The organism is Saccharolobus solfataricus (genome assembly GCF_900079115.1).
In the GTDB taxonomy this organism is placed as follows: Archaea; Thermoproteota; Thermoprotei_A; order Sulfolobales; family Sulfolobaceae; genus Saccharolobus; species Saccharolobus solfataricus.
This window is the reverse complement of the sequence record NZ_LT549890.1, coordinates 2,259,082-2,280,392: the sequence shown is the minus strand read 5'-3', so window position 1 is coordinate 2,280,392 and position 21,311 is coordinate 2,259,082. Positions and strand designations below refer to the sequence as shown.

The following is a 21,311-nucleotide window of genomic DNA, read 5'->3' as shown; positions in this document are numbered from 1 at the left end:
TACATGAAAGTGTTTGAGAAAGATCAAAAAGTAAAAGTTCACCTAAAGGTAAATGGACAAGATTATGAAGTTGAAACAGAGCCTAGAAGGCTACTAGTTCATGTGCTTAGAGAATTAGGATTTACTGGTGTTCACATTGGTTGTGATACAAGCAATTGTGGGGCATGCACTGTAATTATGGACGGAAGAAGTGTTAAATCGTGTACAATATTGGCTGTAGAGGCAGATGGAGCAGAAATAACAACTATAGAGGGATTAGCGAAAGATGGTAAACTACACCCAATTCAAGAGGCATTTTGGGAGAAACATGGTTTACAGTGTGGATATTGCACCCCGGGTATGATAATGGAAGCCTATTGGCTACTCAAAGAGAATCCGAATCCCACAGAGGAAGAGATTAGAGAAGGAATCTCTGGTAATTTGTGTAGATGCACGGGATACCAAAACATCATTGAAGCAGTGAAATTAGCATCCGAAAAATTAAGGATGGAAATCCCTAAGGCGCATTAAGTCCTCTTTTTTATCTATATCTATTAAAACACCTTCACTGCATTCTATGAAACACAATTCTTCTATCTTTATTTTATTTAATATAACCCTAGCCCCAACATCTCCTCTTAGTTTTTCAATCTCGTTAAATAAACTTTTGGAAATTAATACTGGGTTTCCCCTTTCTCCTTTATGTGTTGGAATTACTGCCTTACAATTTGGCTTAAACGTGTTAATTATCTTATTAACATCCTCTTTAGTTACAAATGGCATATCACCCAGTGCTACCAGTACAGCGTCATAGTCCTTGAAAAATCTCAACCCAAGCTTTAGTGACGTGCTTATCCCTTCATTCCAAAATGGATTATATATGACTATTTGATCCATAAGTAAGGGAAGCATTTCATTAACATATTTACCTACAATAATGATCTTTTCTAAATCTCCATAAATTCTAATAGTTCTCATAATTATAGGCGTATTATCGATTTTTGCTAGTAATTTATCTCCTCCAAACCTCTTTCCCTCCCCTGCCGCCAAAATAATGACTCCTATATTCATATATACTACTATTCTAACTGTTACTTATGAAATATGAGGGTTCAATTAGCATAAACGCAACTAAGGATCAAATTCTGAAACTATTGGATAATCCAGATCAAGTTGCACAATGTTTTCCGGGGATAAAGAGTTTCAGTAAGGAAGGTGAAGAGTATAAGGTAGTAGGAGTAACTGGGATTGGATTCATAAAAGGAGAATATAGGGCGAATGTGAGATTTGAGAAGATAGATGATAATAAAAGAAAAATCATCGCTAAGGGTACAGGAATGAATAGTAATGTAGATATAGATGCAATAGCCGAGGCCCTAGATGGTAAGATAAACTATTCAGCAGATGTGAAAGTAGCTGGAGTTTTAGCCTCAGTAGGCGCAAGGTTAATGGGAAGTGCGGTGGAGAAGATAATCAATGACTTATTTAATTGTATAAAGGAAAGGGTGATAAAATGACAAAAACCGAAGGAGAAATTACCATAAAGGATTTAAATAAGGCTAAACAGTTTTTTTCAGATTACAAGAATTTATTAGGTTGTATCCCAGGCGTTAAAGAAATTAATGGAAATAATTTTAAAGCTTATGTAAAATTCTCCTTTTTGACCATTGAAATTAATGGAACTGTCAAAAAAACACGAAATTAATGGAGATAATATAGATACGTTAATTACTATTGAGGGACCAGGTATAATAGCAAATATAAGCACATTACTCACAATTATTGGAAATAAAATCAAGTGGAGCAGTGATTATGAAGTAGGGGGACCATTAGCTAATAGTTTAAAGAAGCATATAGGCTCACAAGCTGAGGAAATCTCAAAGCAGATTATAGAGTGTAGCGTAGGGAAAATTAACCAATAGGTTCCAATACGATACCCACACCTCTAGTTCTACCTTCTCTAAATACGAAAATCTGCCCCTTCTCCAAATATTCTGGTCTGTATAGGAAATACAATACTATTTCACTGGTGTCTCCAGTTCTTAAAAACCCTGTCTGGATCTTCTCAAACTTCACCGCTTGCCTTATTGTATAAGAATGGAGGGTCGCAACATAACCTTCCCTAATAGTAGTTGGATGATGCAGTATGAACACTCTTGCCTTAAATCTTCTGACCACCTTAGGTATCCCCTTTACCATGACCATTCCTTTTCTGAGACTTTCCTTTTCAATACCTTGAATAGCAAACGTGGCTATATTCCCAGCTAAAACGGAATCTACAAATACCTTATTTACTTGTATGCTTTTTATTTTAACCTCCTTAAACTCTCCTAACTTATTAGGCCCAATTAAAACGGACTCATTGTTGTTAAGCTTACCTCTTACAACCGAACCTAGTACAACCGTGCCAACCCCTGTGACATTATATATCTCATCGATATACACTAGGGGCGCGCCTCTATCGTCTAAATTCTTAGCCTCCGGAGGTAATAGGTTTAGGAATTTTATAAGTAAATCTAAACCTTTTCCACTTACATTTGATATTTTAAAAATAGGAACTACACGCCTAGTCTTTATAGCCAAAATTGAATTTACTACATCGTCCTCATCCTCAACTTCTAGAGCCAATCTATTAATTCCGGGAATCTTTAGAACACTTTTAATATCATTAACTATGCCTTTTATTCTATCTTCCGGATATTTATCTACTTTAGTAATAACTACAAATATAGGAAATTTTAATACTGAAGCTAAGGCTAAATGCTCTTTGCCCATTATACTTAACCCATCATCAGCCCCAACAACTAACATAACGTAATTCACCTCATAACCTAATAGCCCTTTTAGAGTGGTTCTGAGATATCTTTCGTGACCCCCTAGGTCAATAAGCCTCACTATCTTAGTACTCTTAATCGTTGTCTCTGCCTCGTCAAGTGGATCCTTTAATTGCCAATTTACTATCTTACCACTATCATCAAATCCAATTACTCTCAAAGTAATGGAAGATGTCCTCCCTGATAGGACTTCATGAAGATGCCTTGCAATAGCTGTTCTTAATCCTCCATTTCCATCATCTAGTCTTCCTAGAACCAACGCACCTGTAACAGTACTTTTCCCCGCATTTACATGACCCATTACCGCAACATTAACTTCCACTGGGAGGTTCTCCTTATATCTCCTAACTAGAAGTTCAGCTACGTATTTATCCCTCCTTACTTCGACATCCCTTCTATATACAATTTTAGCATTTACTAACCTTGTGATCATATTCAGCGTAGCTATGCTCTCTTCTAGCTGACCCTTAGATAACCCTATTATTTCGCCTTCATCACTTACACCTATAACGTAAAATGCTTCACCATCACCTTCCTCTAACCTATACTTCATTTGAGTAGCTAATTCTTGAAGACGATCCGGGGTTACACTTGAAAGAATAAGCTTATATTCTACTTTTCCTTCATCATTCTCTCGGGGTAATTTCATTACATCAAATCACTTTAACAAGTATTAAATTTGTGAACAACTAAATAAATTTTAATAGGGGATGACAGTGTCTGAAGAACCTAAAGTAATATTTGAAGAGACACTTATATGTCCAGTATGTAAATCTAAGACGTTAAAGGCGGTGGATTACCTATATAATACGCCACATACTGGAAAGTTAGTTTTATCCAATTGGTATTGTGAGAATTGTGGGTATAAATTTAGAGATGTTAAACCATACGAAACTAGAGAACCTAAGTTAGTTGAGATGAAGATAGAAAATGAGGACGATTTAAGTGCATTAGTATATAGGTCTGCTTTTGCTAAAATAGTAATCCCAGAATTAGGGATAGAAATAGAACCTGCTGGTATGTCTCAAGGTTATATCTCTACAATTGAGGGAATTCTAGAAATATTATTAGATCAAGTGGGAAACTTCTGTGATAAGGAATGTGAAGATAGGATAAGATCTGCAATGGAAGGTAAAATTAAATTTACGTTAATAATCGAAGATGAATCCGGATTAAGCTTTATAAAATCTGAAAAAGCATCAACAAGACCACTTATTTTGACTAATTCTGATTAAATTAGGAAAAAATTACTCAACTTTTATGTCAACACCAGAATCTGACGAAGAAGCTTTCTTCTTTAAGGTTATCTCTAAAACACCATTCTTAAAGTTAGCCTTAGCCGCCTTCTCGTCTACTTCTGCTGGTAAATCAATCTCCTTATAATATTGCCTATCCTCTGATTTGGCTGTAATTACCAATTTCTTCCCTCCATTCGTCACTTTAACTTTAATATCCTCTTTGTTAACTCCGGGCACTTCAGCCACAACCTTAATTTCGTCACCTTTCTCAATAACATCAGCTAATGGTTCGCGTTCTTCAGATATCATTGGCTTGCCTCTGATTTTCCTAACGTTACCGAATTCCTCTATTTTCGGCACACCGTCTGGCCCTACAGTTATTCTAAATCCATAAACATATGGCCCAAATTGCCTAATCCCTTCTCCTTTACCTCTAAAACCTCTCATAAACTCCCTTTCAATTCTCTCGAATTCTTCTTCCATCTCCCTTATCCATTCATCCATTAAATCAAAAATATCCTTTTCTTCCCTCTTGGGCATAGACTATCGTTATATATTAATGAAAATATAATTTTAAAGTTTCTTACATCCATTATCCAATGCATCTTGATATTTATAATTCCTTTGCTTGTACCAATTCAAGTAGTACTCCCATAACGCTTTTGGGATGTAAGAAAGCTACTAGGTGTCCTCTTGCGCCCTTTCTTGGGGAAGTATCTACTAATTGAAGGCCTTTAGCTGTTAATTCTTCTAACGCCCTATTAATATCACTAACTTTTATAGCCAAATGATGTAAACCTTGGCCTCTATTTTTCAGAAACTTGGCCACAGTGTTACTCATGTCGTTATGATCGATTGGTTCTAACAATTCTATTGAGGTTTCATTTTTTTCATTACTAACTAAAAACGCTACCTTTATACCTCTCTCTGGAATTAACTCGTAATGTACTAATTTCATTCCAAAAGTATTTTGATAAAATTTAATTGCCTCGTCTAGATTCCCAACTACTATCCCAATATGATCTAGATTTTCTATCTGCATTAAATGATCGTATTGTTTAATCTTAAAAGTTTTGCCCTGAAGAAAAAGTTTTATAGTGTTTATAAGATTTAAACATATTATGGATGTTGAAGATAGAATTAAGGAATGGGAAGAAAAGGTCTATTCAAGTTGGGTAAAGAAGAGGGGAGAGAGGAAAAAAGAATTCAAAACGTTTTCTGGAATACATATTAAACCAGTTTATACACCATTGGATGTCAAGGGCAATTATATGGAAAAATTAGGATTACCAGGTGAGTATCCATTTACAAGGGGAATCTATCCTAATATGTATAGAGGAAGAATTTGGACAATTAGACAATATGCAGGATTTGGATCTGCAGAAGAGACGAATTCTAGATTTAGGAAATTATTGGAAGCTGGGCAAACTGGCTTAAGTATGGCCTTTGATTTGCCTACTCAATTGGGATTAGATCCAGATCATGAATTAGCTTATACAGAGATTGGAGTTGTTGGAGTATCGATGTTCCATTGGAAGGAAATGGATATTGTAATGTCCGGAATACCGCTCGATAAAGTTACCACTTCAATGACTATAAATGCCACCGCTATGGAATTACTCTCAATGCTGATTGCCACTTCCGAAAGTAGAAATATTAACAAGAGCGTTTTGGATGGGACAGTTCAGAACGATATCTTAAAGGAGTATATAGCTAGGAAGAACTTCATATATCCTCCTTCGCCCTCGATGAGATATGCTATCGACATTATAGAATACTCCGCAAAGTATTTACCGAAATGGCACCCAATAAGTATAAGTGGCTATCACATAAGGGAAGCTGGAGCGGACGCAGTATTAGAAGTGGCATTTACGTTAGCTGACGGTATGGAGTATGTCAGAAAAACAATGGAGAGAGGAATTAACGTAGATGAATTTGCACCACACTTATCCTTCTTCTTTGCAGCTTACTCAGATATATTCGAGGAAGTTGCTAAATTTAGAGCTGCTAGGAGAATGTGGGCGAAAATAATGAAAGAAGTATTCAACGCTAAGAAACCAGAGTCAATGATGTTAAGGTTCCATACTCAAACAGGTGGCGCTGAATTGACCGCGCAACAGCCAGAGATAAACATCATAAGAACTACATTACAAGCTTTAGCGGCCGTATTGGGCGGAACCCAGAGTTTACACGTTAATTCTTATGATGAAGCGTTAGCATTACCTACTGAAAAGGCTGCTAAAATAGCTATAAGGGTCCAGCAGATAATAGCGAACGAGAGTGGAGCGGCTGATGTAGTAGATCCATTAGGAGGTTCATATTACATAGAGTGGCTAACAGATGAAATAGAGGAGAGGGCATGGAAAATTATAGACCAAGTAGAAAAGATGGGTGGTATGATAAAAGCCATAGAAAACGGGTATCCCCAAGCGCAGATAGCTGAAAGCGCCTATAAGATACAGAAAAGAATAGAGGAAGGTGACCTAGGAAAAGTTGGCGTTAATATGTATTATGAACCAGAATGGATTGGAACAACTGAAATATTTAGAGTCAATCCGGAGGTTAGGGAAAGGGTAATTTCAAGGTTAAAGAAGTATAAACAAGAGAGAGATGAGATGAAACTTAGGGAGAGTCTCAATAATCTCCGGAAAATTGCTGAGAAGGAGAATGAGAATTTATTCCCATACATGATTGATGCCATAAGGGCAGGGGCAACAGTAGGGGAGACCAGTGGCGTTTTAAGAGATATTTGGGGAGAGTATAAAGAACCTTCTATTTTCTGATCTTTAATAATTGATTATACAAGTTTAAGAATCTCTCCTTTTTGTCAACTGGAACATTACTATTTTCCCTAACAACATCCCACTTATCCCACGGGAAAATTATCCACTTGTCAATTTGTTTATAATAAAAATCCGGGATCCTCTTAGACCACGGTTTTAAGTATAAAGCCGCAGTCATCACTTTAGCTGGGTTAAACATGGTTATAACATTACTAACAGCCTCTAAGGTTTCACCAGTATCTGCAACATCATCAACTACTAGGACTTTCTTCCCCTCTAAGGAATCAGTATATACAGATCTAATGACTGGTTTACTTTCAGTTTTTCCAACGCTACGATAAAATTTTATATCTATGTACCTAATTACTTTCAAATCTAGCAAGTCGGAAAGAAGTTTAGCGGGTATAATTCCACCAGTTAGTACTGCAATCAAAACGTCTGGAATATAATTACTCTTAACTAGAGCCTCGCCTATCGAAAAAACCGCATCTTCTATTTCATCCCATGAAGGAATATGATATTCAACCATTCAAGATCACCAAAGGTATCTCAAATTCCTCTTGCAATAGTCCCCCATGATGCCCTTTAAGTTTATCATACTCGTCCTTATCCTTAAAATTGAATATGAATGCTCGATAATCGGTAGGAACTGCAATATAGTCTGGTAAAGCAGTTATATCATTAATCTTACCTAATAGCCTTTCAAAATCACTTTTCCCAAATATTTTAAGACTCACATACTTTCTATTAAGATAGGTTGACACATCGTATCTGGTTCTTAAAAATATTGCCCTAGAATCTCCATATGGGGGAACATCCAGCATGTTAAGTAGCTCTTGGTCATTGTTGAAGATAATAGTTTCAGTAACGGGAACATGGCCATGATCTGCGGTTATTAGGAAACTATATTTCTTATGTTTTTGTGAGATTTCTAAGATGCTAGTTAGAATATCCCTTGCAGATTTAATAGTAGGTTCTGCATAAGGCCCATACCTATGAGATAAAGTATCCACATCTGGAATGTAAAAGTAGATAAAGTCATATGTGTCTTGTTGTAAAACTTGTGAGAGTTGGTAAAATGCGTCCCAAAAGTTAACATAAGTTTTCGATTCACCGGAAGCTCCGTGCGTAGCATTACTAAATTCAGTATTTTCTATTCCTTTAGGCACTATTGATATAGTCTTCTTATCTTGGACTTCTTTTAAATAGCTTTTAACATGAGGAAATGAGGAGGAAAAAGGTACGGAATCCTTTATTGAGTCCCTATCGCTCACGGTAGGATAAGTATAGCGTAGAGTATTTACTACTCCACCTAACCTCTTTGAGAAAGTGTTATAGCCTAAAACACTATGCTCAGCTGGCGTTAATGCGGTAAATAGTGTTGTTAATACAGTGGATGTTGTAGATGGGAAAACAGTTGTTATCTTCTTCGCTTTCAAATTTACACCAGCTTGACTAAATACATTCCAACCTAGTCCGTCAAATAAGGCTAAAACTAATCTATTATTCACGTTCAAATTCATCTTATTCAAACATTGTCTTTTGACTCCAAGATACTCAGCTACAAAACAAGATAGTGTATAAATATTCTCCCCAGAATAGTCTGGTAATATAAGGTCCATATTTGCAATAAGGTTATAAGTATTTATTTTTAAGTTTATGTCAATGTTATCTATAACAGTGTTGGCCACGGCCAGTAATACTATAACACCACTTGTTCAAACGATTGAGACATTCACATACATCTCTATAGGAATCGGGGCTTTAGGAGTTCTAATAGGATTTTTAGTATGGCTAACTAACAGGCGAGCTAAATGATAGATGTAGCAATTATTGGTGGAGGCCATAATGGGCTAGTTACAGCAGCATACCTAGCTAAGGCTGGATTAAAAGTAGCTGTGTTTGAGAGAAGGGAAATAGTAGGTGGAGCATCGGTTACTGAGGAGTTATGGCCTAGTATTAAAGTCTCAACTGGTGCTTACGTACTCAGTCTATTAAGACCTAAAATAATAGAAGAATTAAAACTAAGGGAGTTTGGATTAAAGGTTTATTTAAAAGATCCGGGATTATTTTTACCATTTGAAAATGGCAAAAAATTATATATTTGGTCAAGTCTAGAGAAAACTAAGAAAGAGATAGAGAAATTTTCAAAAAATGATGCTAAAAATTACAAAAAATGGGTTAAGTTTTGGGACCTATTCGCCGAAATGGCTGATTTTTTCATGCTAAATCCCCCACCACATATAGATGAAGCTAGCAATCTAATCAATATATTTAGGGGAAACGTTAATGAAGAATTGGCATTAAGCTTCTTGAGAACTTTCATGCAAGATGCAAAATCATTATTAGATGAGTATTTCGAAACAGATGAAGTTAAATCAGCATTGGCTGAAGATTCCGTAGTAGGAACATTTGCCTCACCTTCGACTCCAGGGACAGCATATGTGTTAGCTCATCATGTTATAGGTGAAGTGAACGGCGTGAAAGGAGCTTGGGGTTACGTAGAGGGAGGAATGGGAGAGGTTACTCAAGCTCTTAAGAGATCAGCTGAGCACCTTGGGGTAGAGATTTACACTAATGCAGAAGTTGATGAGGTATTAGTAAAGAATGGAAGGGTAGAAGGTATAAAACTGAAAAATGGTAAAACAATAAACGCTAAAATTATCGTTTCAAATGCCGATCCTAAAACTACGTTCTTTAAACTTTTAAGAAATGCAGAGCTAGAAGAAGACTTCCTTAGAAGAGTGAGAGCTTTGAAGAACGTTGGCGTCTCTTTTAAAATAGTTGGATATCTGGAGGAGCTACCAGATTTCGGGAATGGCAAGAGTTTATCACCAGAACATATAGCATCTGAATTGATTATGCCTAACATGGAATACATAGAGAAAGCGTACGATGATGCTAGAGCATTAGGGTACTCTAGGGAACCTTGGCTTTCCATTAACATTCAATCCTCCGTCGATCCTACAGTAGCTCCACCAGGGAAGTTCTCCTTTTCCATATTTGGGCAGTACTTAGTTTACGACAGTAAGAGAAATGATGAAATGAAAGAAAAAATTGCTGAAATAACTTTTGAGAAAATAAAGGAGTTTGCACCAAATTTCAAACCCATTAAGTATGAAGTTTTAACTCCATTGGACATTGAGAGGAGATTTGGAATCAACGGCGGAAATATTTTCCATTTAGATATGACTCCAGATCAACTATACTTTTTCCGACCATTAATAGGTTATAGTGATTATACTACACCTATAAGGGGACTTTACTTGTGTGGATCTGGAACACATCCAGGTGGCGGTGTTACCGGAGCTCCAGGATATAATGCTCACGTCAAAATTCTAGAAGATTTGAGAAAAGGCATTTACAAATAGATACTAATTGGGTGCTTTTCTAGATAAAAAGTTTTGAAATAAGCTTATAATCATAAAGGCAGATATTTTTCTTGATTTAAGTTGATAGAACCCGTACTTAACTTAGCAATCATATTTATTAGCTTAGCAGTACTAGTAATCATACTCATGAAGATTTTTGGAAAATCAACTGCCAAGTTTGCCTATTCCGATAAAGCTTTGCAATTACAGAATAAATCACAGAAGAAAAAAGTCGAGATAGAAGACAAAAAGATAACATGGGACGATATAGGGGGATATGAGGATGCTAAAAAAGAAATAAGGGAGTACATAGAATTACCCTTGAAAAATAAGGATGTAGCAACGAAATATGGCTTAAAGCCGCCTAAAGGTATGTTGTTATTTGGCCCTCCAGGTTGCGGAAAAACTATGATGATGAGAGCATTAGCTAATGAATCTAAGTTGAATTTCCTCTACGTTAACATAAGCGATATTATGAGTAAATGGTATGGAGAAAGTGAGGCTAGACTGAGAGAGTTATTTAATAATGCTAGAAAGAACGCCCCTTGTATCCTTTTCTTTGATGAAATAGACACAATAGGCGTTAAAAGAGAGTCACATACTGGCGACTCAGTAACACCCAGATTGTTGTCTCTAATGTTATCGGAAATTGATGGATTACATAGTGAGGACGGCGTAATAGTAGTAGGGTCTACGAACGTTCCTCAAATGTTAGATAAGGCATTACTCAGAGCTGGTAGATTTGATAAATTAATTTACATTGGTCCACCAAATAAAGAGGCTAGGAAACAAATTTTACAAATACATTGTAGAGGGAAACCGTTGGCTGAGGATGTAGACTTTGATAAACTAGCCGAAATTACGGAGAGGTATAGTGGAGCGGACTTAGCTAATTTATGTCAAGAAGCCGCGAGAAAAGTTGCTTCTGAAGCAATAGAAAAAGGCGCAGATAGGAAAATAACTATGGCGGATTTCATCGAGTTGATCAAAAAGTATAAACCTAGTATAACGCTACAAATGATAGAAGATTATGAGAAATTCAGACTAGATTTCGAAAGAAGAGTACGTAAAGGAGAAGAGGAAAATGAACTAGAAGAGAAATTAACTTTAAATGATATAGGAGGATACAACGAAATAAAGACTGAATTAAAAGAATTATTAGAGTTACAATTGTATCATTATAAACTACTGGAACAATTAAGAGTACCGCCAATTAGAGGAATATTACTCTACGGTCCACCAGGTGTAGGTAAGACCATGATGGCTAAGGCATTGGCTAAAACACTTAACGTTAAGTTAATCGCGTTAAGCGGGGCTGAGATTATGTACAAAGGGTATGAGGGTGCAATAGCTGCAATTAAGGAAGTATTTAATAGAGCGAGAGAAAATAAGCCTGCAATAATTTTATTAGATGAACTAGATGCCATTGCGTCTAAAAGAAGCTATAAGAGCTATGGGGATTCCTCAAAAATTGTTAATCAATTGTTAACAGAGATGGATGGAATAAGAAGCCTAAAGGAAGTAGTTGTAATAGGAACTACAAATAGGTTAAAAGCCATAGATCCAGCCCTATTGAGACCTGGTAGATTTGATAAAATTATTCATATGCCACTTCCAAATAGGGAAGAAAGGTTAGATATACTAATGAAATATATTGGAAAAGAGGAATGTGAAAAAGTAGATTGTGGAATTTTAGCGGACCAGACGGAAGGCTATTCAGGGGCTGACTTAGCAGCATTGGCAAGAGAGGCTAAGATGAAAGTGTTAAAGAGTATTTTAAGGGGAGAAAGCAATAGAACGTTAACTAGAGAAGACTTAATAGATGCACTTAATAAAATACATCCCTCAGTTAAGAAAAGATTGAGTAAAGGTTCTTCATCAAACTCTGATCACGAGACACGATAATTTCATCTATTTTATATATATCGTCTATCCCACTACTTATTTCTTTACCATTCAATGTAGACGGAATAGAGTTCAATCTCTTGCAAAAATTGGCTGATGCGGCAATATCTACGTTTCTTAACTTTCCTCTAATGTCAAAATATAATTTCGCTTTACCCATGCAGGTTAGAATCATATCCAATGACGCACTACCAAAGCTCCTAATCTTATATCCTTTTAGAGCTGAAAGAACCTTTAATATCTTATCTATACCTCTCTCATCAAAATACGTAATTACCACATTTGAAGGTGAATTACCAATAATTTCAGCCTTTAATGGATTTCCATTTAAATATGCAGAAGAAGTATCATACGAATATATCTTATCAATTGAAATATGCGATACAAATCCTCCTAGCGAGTCCAACAAACTATTTGAACTTTTACCATAAATAGCCACTGATATAGAATACCATGGGACGCCGAGTACAAAATTATTGCTACCATCTAACGGGTCGATTAACGCAACATAATCATAACTGTTTGATGGTACTCTAACACCTGATTCCTCAGATACGAACTTAAATTTTAGACCAGTATCATTTAATAACTGAAAGATGTATTCCTCGGACTTCTTATCAATTACTCGTGTAGTATCTCCCGCGTGAAACCCAATTACCTTATCTAGATCTTTCTCGTTCTTTATTTCATTTAAATATCGTGTTGCATCTATAGCAACTTTATTTAATAAATTAATCATTTCTTACCCTTCTTCTCTGTCACGTATCTATAAGCTGAAGTCGCAGCTACTGCACCTTGTGCTACCGCAGTAATGACTTGCCTAAATCCCAGCCACGCTGATGTACAATCTCCTGCAGCAAACACTCCCGGTACACTAGTTCTCATCCACTCATCAACTTTAATATATCCATTTGTGTCAGTTTCTATCCCATTGCTCTTAGCGAAATCTGTCGGAGGATCGAATCCTATTTCTATAAAAACACCATTTACGTTCAATTCCTTAATTTCACCAGTTTTCAAATTCTCTACTACTACTTGTTTAACGACCTTATCTCCCTTAATTTCCTTCACTACTGAATTAAGAACAAATTCAACATTTGGTTTTTTCTTAACAGTTTCAACATAGATTGGTTGCGCTTTAAAAGTGTCCCTCCTATGTATTAAATAGACTTTAGTAGAGTAACTAGATAATATCTCAGCTCCTTCTAAGGCAGAATCTCCTCCTCCAATAACCGCAACGACTCTGTTCTTAAATAGAGGTGCATCACAGACTGAGCAGTATGATATCCCTCTTCCTGCAAATTCTTGTTCTCCAGGTACACCTAACTTTCTTCTCTTTACTCCTATTCCTAAGATAACGCTATCAGCTTTAAACTCACCCTTTCTCTTAGTTTTTACTACAAATTCATCTCCCCTATTTTCAATTTTTTCCACAATGTCCAATAAGACAGGTACCTCATATTTCTCTATGTGCTTATTAAACACTTTTATCATATCACTTGCTTGAATTTCTATTAAGCCAAGATAGTCATCAACAATACCAGCTTCGGTTAACTGCCCACCTGGAGTTTCTCCTATAACCAAAGTCTTTAGCATATACCTAGCACTGTATAACGCAGCGCCATATGCAGCTGGACCTAATCCAACAATTATAACATCAAACTTCTCTCCAGGTTTTACACTTGTAGTTCTTGGTAGAAGACTCACAACTATACTATATTACTAAATAATTTTTAAGAGTTTTGTTCAACGATTCTAAAAACGTGAAATTAAATACCGTAAAAACTAGAATAAATGTGTGAAAGTATTAGTAGTAACTGGAACTTTAGCTGCACCAATACTTTCTGAAGTTGCTAAAAACATTAAAGATACTAAAGTTGAGATTAAGGTACTTAATTACCCTGTTGCCTCATTAATGAGTACAAAGTTTATAGCAGAAAACTTGAAGCAGACCAAATTTGATGCAGATTACATCCTTTTACCAGGTTTAGTCTATGGCGACGCCAAAATTGTTGAGGAAGTTACGGGAGTGAGAACTTTTAAAGGGACAGAGGAAGCATGGGATCTCCCTAGAGTAATTGAGGCATTGAAAAATGGGATACAACTCTCCACAACGGAATCTGCTGATAAGATCATAGGTAAAATGGATAATATTGAAGAGAAGCTAAGAAAAATGGAGGAAGAAGCTAAGATTTCGTTTGAAATAAATGGAATTAAGATTACAACTTATCCACCGCCATTTAGAATTTTCTTGGAAATAGACAATAAGCAAGAATTCGAGAAATTGGATAGAATAAGAAAAAACGTTGACGTAGTAGTATTAGGTTTTCCAGTGGGTCACTACGATTTGGACGAGGTTAAAAATAAGGTTAAACAATTAGTGGACTACGGTTACGTTGTTGGAATAGATGCTGAATCGCCCAGAGAATTAAAAGAAGGTGTAAGAGCTGGAGCTTCATTCGTATTTAACCTAAATGAAAATAACTTTGAGGAACTTGAGGAAATTAGGAAAGAAGCAGCATTTGTTGTAGCCCCGTTTAACACTGAAAATAGAGGAGAAATAACTATTGATCTCGTAAAAAAAGCCAAACAAAAAGGATTCGATAAATTAATAGCAGATCCCGTATTATCGCCTCCCCTAAGAGGGTTAGTAAGCAGTATAATTGGGTATAAGTACGTCAGAGAGACGTTGCAAGATATACCTATTCTAATGGGAATTCTTAACGTGACTGAACTCATTGATGCAGATAGTATAGGAATGAATGCACTACTAACCGCAATTGCTGGAGAGTTGGGAATTTCTAACTTATTAATTATGGAAAAGGGGAAAACGAGGTGGAGTAGTTGGGAAGTATCACAAGCTACAAAAATGATAAGTGTAGCTTTGAAGGAAAATAGACTTCCCAAAGATATAGGAATAGATTTGTTAGTACTTAAGGATAAGAGAAGATTTAGGGAGAGTTTTAACGCTGACGTGATTGTTAATAGGCGTATAGAGCCTGAAATGGATAATACCGGATTTGCAAAAATTTTCGTGAGTGAAGATGGATTTGGAGTAGAATGGATTGGGAAAAACAAGATAACAATAAAAGGAAAAGATGGGCTAAGCATTGGCAGAGAGCTGATTAGGAGAGTTAAGGATATTAGCAAAGAGCATGCCGTGTATATAGGATATGAGTTGGCCAAGGCTGAGATTGCGTATCAACTTGATAAAAATTATATTCAAGACAAGCCATTGTTCAAAAAGATAATTAATGATAATCTCCATACCGAGCACGATAAGAAAAGAGGTTAACGATTTTACGTTTGTCTTCAGTGTAATTCCGCCGATAATTACGCTAAAGAATGCAGATGAAGACGTAAAGGAATTTCTCTTACAATTGTCTAAATCTTTTAGGATAGATATAGCGTGTGAAAATAGGGATAAGAAGTTATGCTATCCTGCAATATTCGGTGGGATATTTGTTTTTAATCATGACGTGATTATAAAGAGATATGAGATTACAGGGTATTTGTGCAATGGTAAAGAGGAAACTGTAAAAAATGTAAATCAGTTATTTAAACGACTTGAAGAGGGTAAGGATTGGTGTTTTAAATTTAACGATAATTCCATACTTTGTTATAAAACGACAAAAGAGTCTAAAGAATGTAAATGGATAGACAATATAGGTCTACGTTTCCTAATCCTCTCTACATAAGGTGAAAGATCTAAATCCTATTTATCATTTTTATTTATTTATATTATGGATACTCTATAATTGCATATGAATCCTTTCCCTCATATATCTTCAAAAGTATTCTATATTTTTTATTGAGTTTTAGGTATATATCCTTGGCTATTTCAATACCTATATACTCAGCAGTAGGAAATGGAGCATCTATTACCTTATAATCTACCCTAAATGGGCCTTCAAACCTCGACTTATCTAAATCAACTTTAGGTATGATGAGTTTGTGATCCCATTCTTGTATTGTCTCTTTAATTATCTTTTTGAGTAAGTTAAAATCCACTACAAACCCAGATTTCTCATTGACTTCACCCTCTACTTCCACATTAACAATATACGTATGTCCATGGATTTGGCTATCAGCATAAGACGACAAGGTGTAGTGGGCTGAATCCATCGTGATTCCTTCGATACCAACTCTAACTTTCATTTAAAGACCTCCTTATGTTTTTGTCAAAATGTTCCCATGTAGATTCACTTAAATATCTTATCTCATCACATAATGATCTGATATTGGAATCACTCTTCACAATCTTTTCAACAAGGTTGTGGAATCCGATTAAAACTGTATACTCACCGTAAGCTACTTCCTTATTCCCAAAATATACCTTTTCGCCTAGAATCATATTTCCACCCTCCTCAATCATCTTGTAAATGGCATATACTAAATTATCTATATTAACGTTAGCCTTATACTGAGAGAACTTATCTTCAATCTCATGTCTTAGCGTGTATATTTTATCTTCAATTAGATTAATTAAACTGTCTAATATTTCTAACTGAGCTTTGAAATTCTCTATTGATAGAAGGTGTTTATACTTAGTCATCATAACACAAGTAGTATTACAAGGTACAGATATTTCCAGGATAGGTAATGCAATACTAATTCGCTCCATCAAGTAACTTTGAGCATCTCCATTCATAATTTTTTATATTGAGTAACTAACTATTAAACATGAAGTTACTTCTGCGTGTAATTGAGGACCTATCCTCTCTTTTTATAGAATGGTATGGGGATTACGTTAAAAAGATCATAGTTGGTGGGAAATCTTTTGAGAAAAATGATGAGACTGAGGAGACAATTTTTCTAATAACCTTGGATAAGGTCTCTAAAATATCACTTTATGCAAGAGGCGAGATATTTTCGTTCTTTTACAATAAAGTTAGAAATAAGGAGACAACAAAAGATTTTATCTTAAATTACGGAATTTTACCTAAAATTTACGGATTATTACTATCCCCTAAAGAGTTAGAATACGAAATACCATTATTAGAATATCTTAATACTCACGGTAGAGTAATATATTCGGTAGAGGAAGAGAAAAATGGATAAAAGTTTAGTAGCCGCCGAATATTTACTCAGGGCTAGGAGGACATTAAAAGAGGCGCAAATAGCCTTTGAGGACGGAGACCTCTATTATACTGTAATAAGGACCTTAGACACTGTAGAAAATTTAGCTAAGGTATTACTATCTCTGAGAGACGTATTTAAGTACGATTTATTTTGGAATACCGCGCTATTCCTTAATGATGGAAGTATGTTGGAGAAGAAATTGAGAGATCTGGAATATAGGTTGATTCCAATTACTTTAATTAACGAATCCTCTCTGAAAACTCCAACTGTAGTAATAAGGAATAAAGAGGCGGAAATGTTAGTTGATGAGATATCTAAAATTCTAGAGGAGGTTGAGAAAATATATGACGAATTTCACGATTGACCTAGACTCTTATACATGCTCAAGTGACCCATTAGAGGCTATAGAGTATTTGTTCAATAACAACAATGTGATCTTCAAGATAAAATCAGCAAATCCATATTTCGAGATAATAAAAGATAGATATACGATTAACATAATTAAACAAGAAGGTGATACAATTTACTTTATAATACGTTATGGTGGATAAATTTTTATAAAATGATAAGGAGTTGGTTTGGATTCAAAGAAAGAGACGACTATATCTCTGCATCAATACTGAACTATCTTATAACTAAGGAATATGATGAGGCTGAATTGAAAGAGTTAATTAAAGGGAGAGAAATTGCGATAGTGGGAGCGGGTCCTCAGCTAGATAAAATAAATAAGCTTAAAGAAGACGTAATAATAGCAGCAGATGGTGCAGCTAATTATCTAGTAGATATAGGGATTGTCCCTGACATTATAGTAACTGACTTAGATGGGCTTCAAACTTTTCCTAAAAATCCAATATACGTAGTATTGGCTCATGGTGATAATATCAATCTACTACATAAGGTCAAGGAAATGGATAAAGTAATTCCAAATTCACAAGTAATGCCTTTTGGTCGTTTAAGATTATATGGTGGGTTCACTGACGGAGATAGAGCTGTAGTTTTAGCGAAGTATATGAAGGCTAGTAAAATAAGATTATACGCGATGGATTTTCAATCTGGAATTGTTGGAAAATTCTCTAAACCATACTATCAGAGAAACGTACCGGCATCAATGATAAAAAGAAAAAAGTTAGAAATAGCCAGAATGATAATTGAACAAGTTTTAAATTATAATGAATAGTAAGTTTTAAATAGCATTATACGGTAGTTATCATGGTGCGTACGAGGTATGAGTATTCTCTACGTCTAAGAAAATTAGAATATTCGATACCACGTTAAGAGACGGCGAACAAGCTCCCGGTATAGATTTAACAACAGAACAAAAGATAATGATAGCGAGAAAGTTAGCCGATTTAGGTGTTGATGTAATAGAAGCAGGTTTCCCTGCTTCTTCAGAAGGAGAATTCATAGCTACCAGAAAGATTTTTGAAGAGATAGGAGATCAAGTAGAAGTAATTGGATTATCTAGATCTAATAAGAACGATATAGATAAGACAATAAGTACTGGGATCTCGAGTATACACTTGTTCATAGCGACTTCCGAATTGCATATGAAATATAAATTAAAGATGACAAAGGAGGAGGTATTAAATAAGATTTATGAAAGTGTAAAATACGCAAAAGATCACGGTATGATAGTAGAGTTTAGTCCAGAGGATGCAACGAGAACTGAAGAAGACTTCCTATTTACTGCAATTAGAACTGCAATAGAAGCAGGAGCCGATAGGATCAATATACCGGATACTGTAGGGACAATGCATCCTTTTAAGTACTATGATATGATAAAGAAAATTGTAAACTTCGTAGGTGAGAGAATAATAGTAAGTGTTCATTGCCATAATGATTTCGGACTAGCAACAGCAAATTCTTTAGCTGGCGTGTATGCAGGTGCCAGACAAGCTCATGTTACTGTAAATGGTATAGGTGAGAGAGCAGGAAACGCGTCATTAGAGGAAGTAGTAATGGGTATAAAGAAATTACTAAATTATGAGACAAATGTGAAAACGTGGAAATTATATGAGGTAAGTAGGTTTGTAGCTGAAATGACCGGCGTACCAGTTCCCTATTTCAAGGCAATTGTCGGTGATAATGCATTTGGACACGAATCTGGGATACACGTTCATGGAGTAATAGAAAACCCATTCACATACGAACCAATTTCACCAGAAGAAGTAGGTAATTTCAGAAGACTAGCACTAGGTAAACATAGCGGAATACATGGGTTAAGAAAATTATTAGAAGAACAAGGAATATATCTATCAGACGATAAATTAAAGATAGTCCTAGCTGAGATTAAGAAACTGGCAGAATCAGGTAATAAGGTAACAGTAGAGGATGCGAAAAACATTGCACTTAAATTAATGAATTCTTAAACGATTGTATGGTACTAAAATATTTCGGACATTCTTGTGTTTTAATTGATGATAGAATATTAATTGATCCGCACGATGGAGGAAGTATTGGTTTACCTAAACCGGATATAAAAAAGGTAGACCTAATTTTAGTAACTCATGATCATTACGACCATAACGCGTATCAAATCTTTGAATACAAAGATGTTAAAATTAATTTTTATGGATCCTTAACCTATTCTAACTATACAATAAAGGGAATAAAGAGTTATCATGATAAGTATAACGGTAAACTAAGAGGGGAAAATAGCATATACGTCCTACAAAGGAGTGATGGTAAAAAAATCGTACACCTTGGGGATCTAGGCCATCTCCTTGAAGAGAATACTTATAAGGAGTTATATGGGGCAGATGTCCTATTGATACCTATAGGTGGTGTAATTACCATAAATTTCAAAGAAGCCCTAGAGATAATTAATAAGATTTCACCCAAAATAATAATCCCGATTCACTATTGGATAAAAGGGCACTATATGCCTTTAGATCCCCCAGAAGAGTTCTTAGCCAACCTAAAATATGAGATAAGAAGAATAGATCTGAAAAACAATCTCATAGATGAAAACGTAGAGGAGAGCAAGAAAGTGGTTTACGCTTTATCTTATTAAAGCTTTATCTTTTCCACTCTTGCCACTGGGACTCTCTCCTTTGATAACTCATCTCTTACCATTTTTTCTATGGCTTTACGTATGGCTTCAGATCTATTTAAACCGTATTTTATAGCATATCTATCTAATAGTTCTAACAAATCCTCTTCCACTTTAAATGTTACAACTCTCATCTTTTATCATATATATACTTGTCATCAGTAAGGTTTAAGTATTCTCTGGATCGGTATTCCCGGATTCTTCCATGAAGAGGAATACATAATAGAAAATAAAGATTAATATACTTCTACTTCAATATTAATATTTAGAGGAGCAGACAGAGATGCCCACTATACACCTTTCATTGCCAGAGTGGATGTATGACGAACTTAAGCAGAAAGCTGATGAGTTAGGTATTCAAATGACTGACTTAGTCAAACTGTTTATAAAGAAGGGACTAGAAGGAGACTTTGAGAGAGAGGAGGAAAATGAAGAAAAAAGGACGAACGCTAAGTATGATGAGAGTATAGCCTTTTTAGAGGCAAAAGTAGCACAGTTAGATGCATTACTGGTAGAGGTATTAAAGAAGTTGGAGATGTTAGAAGAAAAAGATGAGGAAGAGGAACAAGTAGAGGTCGTTGATAGTAATCAAAGGTAAAAATTTAACCTATGTTAAGCTAAATCATATTGGCCTGCGTGATTTTACATTAATCCCCGTGTACCGGGGTAAGATGATCGCAGGAGGGTCACCCCCGGATTTTACGATTATCAAGTGATGTAGCAGGGACGTACTGAAGCTAATGTGGAAAGAGTATAAAGACTGACCTAACGTATATTTCTAATAGAATGGAAATACACGCCGAGAATTAATAGGTAAGAAAAAATTACATTACTATTAAAGTTACGGTTCTTATTATGTTCGGATTCCTTCTTATCTCATATATTACTTTCTTCAAATCGTCAGAAGACTTGGCCTCTACTTCTACTACTACGTCATATTCACCATAAACTGGATCTGCTCTTATTACACCTGAGACCTTTTTAGCCATATCTGCTACTTCCATTTCTTTACCAACAGTAGTAGAGACGAGAATATAGGCTCTTACAACTTCTGCCATAAAATATTA

The 21,311-nt window shown here is 35.5% G+C and carries 27 protein-coding genes and 1 pseudogene; 16 read left to right on the top strand and 12 right to left on the bottom strand.

What is annotated here, in order from left to right; translation table 11 throughout:
• Positions 1 to 3: 3 nt before the first annotated feature.
• Positions 4 to 510, top strand: coding sequence for a glyceraldehyde dehydrogenase subunit gamma (cutC, locus tag SSOP1_RS12200; RefSeq protein WP_009989390.1), 507 nt, complete (start codon positions 4 to 6; stop codon positions 508 to 510).
• Here the strand turns inward: cutC and SSOP1_RS12195 are convergent.
• The gene (locus SSOP1_RS12195; protein ID WP_009989391.1) at positions 481 to 1,050 is read right to left on the bottom strand and encodes a nucleotidyltransferase family protein; all 570 of its coding nucleotides are present in this window, start codon (positions 1,048 to 1,050) and stop codon (positions 481 to 483) included. The two genes, cutC and SSOP1_RS12195, sit on opposite strands and share 30 nt — an antisense overlap.
• Before the next feature lie 26 nt (positions 1,051 to 1,076).
• Here SSOP1_RS12195 and SSOP1_RS12190 point away from each other — a divergent pair, with 26 nt between their 5' ends.
• Positions 1,077 to 1,496 (top strand): CoxG family protein, encoded by a 420-nt coding sequence (locus SSOP1_RS12190; RefSeq protein ID WP_009989392.1) that lies wholly within the window; start codon positions 1,077 to 1,079, stop codon positions 1,494 to 1,496.
• A pseudogene (locus SSOP1_RS12185) lies at positions 1,493 to 1,901 on the top strand (SRPBCC domain-containing protein). Before SSOP1_RS12190 ends, SSOP1_RS12185 begins: the two are co-directional and overlap by 4 nt.
• Here the strand turns inward: SSOP1_RS12185 and SSOP1_RS12180 are convergent.
• Positions 1,891 to 3,462 carry a GTPBP1 family GTP-binding protein gene (locus tag SSOP1_RS12180; protein WP_009989396.1) on the bottom strand — a complete coding sequence of 524 codons (1,572 nt, stop codon included), beginning with the start codon at positions 3,460 to 3,462 and terminating at the stop codon, positions 1,891 to 1,893. The pseudogene SSOP1_RS12185 and the gene SSOP1_RS12180 sit on opposite strands and share 11 nt — an antisense overlap.
• 67 nt (positions 3,463 to 3,529) lie before the next feature.
• Between SSOP1_RS12180 and SSOP1_RS12175 the strand changes: the two genes are divergently transcribed.
• The gene (locus tag SSOP1_RS12175) at positions 3,530 to 4,048 is read left to right on the top strand and encodes a ZPR1 zinc finger domain-containing protein (protein WP_009989397.1); all 519 of its coding nucleotides are present in this window, start codon (positions 3,530 to 3,532) and stop codon (positions 4,046 to 4,048) included.
• Positions 4,049 to 4,060: 12 nt separating this feature from the next.
• Here the strand turns inward: SSOP1_RS12175 and hsp20 are convergent, their stop codons facing one another.
• Positions 4,061 to 4,591 carry an archaeal heat shock protein Hsp20 gene (hsp20, locus tag SSOP1_RS12170; protein WP_009989398.1) on the bottom strand — a complete coding sequence of 177 codons (531 nt, stop codon included), beginning with the start codon at positions 4,589 to 4,591 and terminating at the stop codon, positions 4,061 to 4,063.
• A 73-nt stretch (positions 4,592 to 4,664) separates the two neighbouring features.
• Complete coding sequence (mce, locus tag SSOP1_RS12165; protein WP_009989399.1) at positions 4,665 to 5,093, bottom strand: methylmalonyl-CoA epimerase; 429 nt, start codon at positions 5,091 to 5,093, stop codon at positions 4,665 to 4,667.
• 79 nt (positions 5,094 to 5,172) lie between these two features.
• On the opposite strand from mce, the gene SSOP1_RS12160 reads away from it, so the two are divergent.
• Positions 5,173 to 6,834, top strand: coding sequence for a methylmalonyl-CoA mutase family protein (locus SSOP1_RS12160; RefSeq protein ID WP_009989400.1), 1,662 nt, complete (start codon positions 5,173 to 5,175; stop codon positions 6,832 to 6,834).
• On the opposite strand, the gene SSOP1_RS12155 is transcribed toward SSOP1_RS12160, so the two are convergent.
• Both SSOP1_RS12155 and SSOP1_RS12150 read right to left on the bottom strand, forming a co-directional pair.
• Positions 6,824 to 7,363, bottom strand: a complete 540-nt coding sequence (locus SSOP1_RS12155; RefSeq protein WP_009989401.1) for a phosphoribosyltransferase — start codon at positions 7,361 to 7,363, stop codon at positions 6,824 to 6,826. The genes SSOP1_RS12160 and SSOP1_RS12155 overlap by 11 nt on opposite strands.
• Positions 7,356 to 8,510: an alkaline phosphatase family protein gene (locus SSOP1_RS12150; protein ID WP_029552512.1), complete on the bottom strand. Its 1,155-nt coding sequence runs from the start codon at positions 8,508 to 8,510 to the stop codon at positions 7,356 to 7,358. The genes SSOP1_RS12155 and SSOP1_RS12150 overlap by 8 nt, the downstream gene beginning before the upstream one ends.
• A gap of 138 nt (positions 8,511 to 8,648) precedes the next feature.
• Here SSOP1_RS12150 and SSOP1_RS12145 point away from each other — a divergent pair, with 138 nt between their 5' ends.
• Positions 8,649 to 10,205 (top strand): phytoene desaturase family protein, encoded by a 1,557-nt coding sequence (locus SSOP1_RS12145; protein WP_009989407.1) that lies wholly within the window; start codon positions 8,649 to 8,651, stop codon positions 10,203 to 10,205.
• A gap of 81 nt (positions 10,206 to 10,286) precedes the next feature.
• On the top strand, positions 10,287 to 12,110 hold the full coding sequence (locus SSOP1_RS12140) for an AAA family ATPase (RefSeq protein ID WP_009989409.1): 1,824 nt from the start codon (positions 10,287 to 10,289) through the stop codon (positions 12,108 to 12,110).
• Here the strand turns inward: SSOP1_RS12140 and SSOP1_RS12135 are convergent.
• Together SSOP1_RS12135 and trxB are read right to left on the bottom strand one after the other, a co-directional pair.
• Positions 12,055 to 12,849, bottom strand: coding sequence for an inositol monophosphatase family protein (locus SSOP1_RS12135; protein ID WP_009989410.1), 795 nt, complete (start codon positions 12,847 to 12,849; stop codon positions 12,055 to 12,057). The two genes, SSOP1_RS12140 and SSOP1_RS12135, sit on opposite strands and share 56 nt — an antisense overlap.
• Positions 12,846 to 13,817: a thioredoxin-disulfide reductase gene (trxB, locus tag SSOP1_RS12130; RefSeq protein ID WP_009989411.1), complete on the bottom strand. Its 972-nt coding sequence runs from the start codon at positions 13,815 to 13,817 to the stop codon at positions 12,846 to 12,848. Before trxB ends, SSOP1_RS12135 begins: the two co-directional genes overlap by 4 nt.
• A gap of 91 nt (positions 13,818 to 13,908) precedes the next feature.
• Between trxB and SSOP1_RS12125 the strand changes: the two genes are divergently transcribed.
• Both SSOP1_RS12125 and SSOP1_RS12120 read left to right on the top strand, forming a co-directional pair.
• Complete coding sequence (locus tag SSOP1_RS12125) at positions 13,909 to 15,405, top strand: dihydropteroate synthase-like protein (protein WP_009989412.1); 1,497 nt, start codon at positions 13,909 to 13,911, stop codon at positions 15,403 to 15,405.
• Entirely contained in the window at positions 15,365 to 15,808 is a 444-nt protein-coding gene (locus SSOP1_RS12120; protein ID WP_009989414.1) for a hypothetical protein, read from the top strand. The genes SSOP1_RS12125 and SSOP1_RS12120 overlap by 41 nt, the downstream gene beginning before the upstream one ends.
• 43 nt (positions 15,809 to 15,851) lie before the next feature.
• Here the strand turns inward: SSOP1_RS12120 and SSOP1_RS12115 are convergent, their stop codons facing one another.
• Both SSOP1_RS12115 and SSOP1_RS12110 read right to left on the bottom strand, forming a co-directional pair.
• Positions 15,852 to 16,268: a 6-pyruvoyl trahydropterin synthase family protein gene (locus SSOP1_RS12115; RefSeq protein ID WP_009989418.1), complete on the bottom strand. Its 417-nt coding sequence runs from the start codon at positions 16,266 to 16,268 to the stop codon at positions 15,852 to 15,854.
• Positions 16,258 to 16,761 (bottom strand): hypothetical protein, encoded by a 504-nt coding sequence (locus SSOP1_RS12110; RefSeq protein WP_009989419.1) that lies wholly within the window; start codon positions 16,759 to 16,761, stop codon positions 16,258 to 16,260. Before SSOP1_RS12110 ends, SSOP1_RS12115 begins: the two co-directional genes overlap by 11 nt.
• Before the next feature lie 32 nt (positions 16,762 to 16,793).
• Here SSOP1_RS12110 and SSOP1_RS12105 point away from each other — a divergent pair, with 32 nt between their 5' ends.
• The 6 genes from SSOP1_RS12105 to SSOP1_RS12080 all read left to right on the top strand — a co-directional run bounded on the left by SSOP1_RS12105 (position 16,794) and on the right by SSOP1_RS12080 (position 20,205).
• Complete coding sequence (locus SSOP1_RS12105) at positions 16,794 to 17,171, top strand: hypothetical protein (RefSeq protein WP_009989420.1); 378 nt, start codon at positions 16,794 to 16,796, stop codon at positions 17,169 to 17,171.
• The gene (locus tag SSOP1_RS12100; protein WP_009989421.1) at positions 17,164 to 17,556 is read left to right on the top strand and encodes a hypothetical protein; all 393 of its coding nucleotides are present in this window, start codon (positions 17,164 to 17,166) and stop codon (positions 17,554 to 17,556) included. Before SSOP1_RS12105 ends, SSOP1_RS12100 begins: the two co-directional genes overlap by 8 nt.
• Complete coding sequence (locus SSOP1_RS12095; protein ID WP_009989422.1) at positions 17,537 to 17,743, top strand: hypothetical protein; 207 nt, start codon at positions 17,537 to 17,539, stop codon at positions 17,741 to 17,743. The genes SSOP1_RS12100 and SSOP1_RS12095 overlap by 20 nt, the downstream gene beginning before the upstream one ends.
• Positions 17,740 to 18,369 carry a 6-hydroxymethylpterin diphosphokinase MptE-like protein gene (locus SSOP1_RS12090; protein WP_029552513.1) on the top strand — a complete coding sequence of 210 codons (630 nt, stop codon included), beginning with the start codon at positions 17,740 to 17,742 and terminating at the stop codon, positions 18,367 to 18,369. The genes SSOP1_RS12095 and SSOP1_RS12090 overlap by 4 nt, the downstream gene beginning before the upstream one ends.
• Positions 18,370 to 18,442: 73 nt before the next feature.
• Positions 18,443 to 19,561, top strand: coding sequence for an isopropylmalate synthase (locus SSOP1_RS12085; RefSeq protein ID WP_080514939.1), 1,119 nt, complete (start codon positions 18,443 to 18,445; stop codon positions 19,559 to 19,561).
• Between the two features lie 8 nt (positions 19,562 to 19,569).
• On the top strand, positions 19,570 to 20,205 hold the full coding sequence (locus SSOP1_RS12080) for an MBL fold metallo-hydrolase (protein WP_009989427.1): 636 nt from the start codon (positions 19,570 to 19,572) through the stop codon (positions 20,203 to 20,205).
• Here SSOP1_RS12080 and ccr1 read toward each other — a convergent pair.
• Positions 20,202 to 20,378 carry an aCcr1 family cell cycle regulator gene (gene ccr1 / locus SSOP1_RS12075; RefSeq protein ID WP_009989429.1) on the bottom strand — a complete coding sequence of 59 codons (177 nt, stop codon included), beginning with the start codon at positions 20,376 to 20,378 and terminating at the stop codon, positions 20,202 to 20,204. The two genes, SSOP1_RS12080 and ccr1, sit on opposite strands and share 4 nt — an antisense overlap.
• Positions 20,379 to 20,527: 149 nt before the next feature.
• On the opposite strand from ccr1, the gene SSOP1_RS12070 reads away from it, so the two are divergent.
• Entirely contained in the window at positions 20,528 to 20,842 is a 315-nt protein-coding gene (locus tag SSOP1_RS12070) for a hypothetical protein (RefSeq protein ID WP_009989430.1), read from the top strand.
• A gap of 226 nt (positions 20,843 to 21,068) precedes the next feature.
• Here SSOP1_RS12070 and SSOP1_RS12065 read toward each other — a convergent pair whose 3' ends face one another.
• A complete protein-coding gene (locus SSOP1_RS12065; protein ID WP_009989431.1) occupies positions 21,069 to 21,302 on the bottom strand; it encodes an Lrp/AsnC ligand binding domain-containing protein in 234 nt (77 codons plus the stop codon).
• Between the last annotated feature and the right edge of the window lie 9 nt (positions 21,303 to 21,311).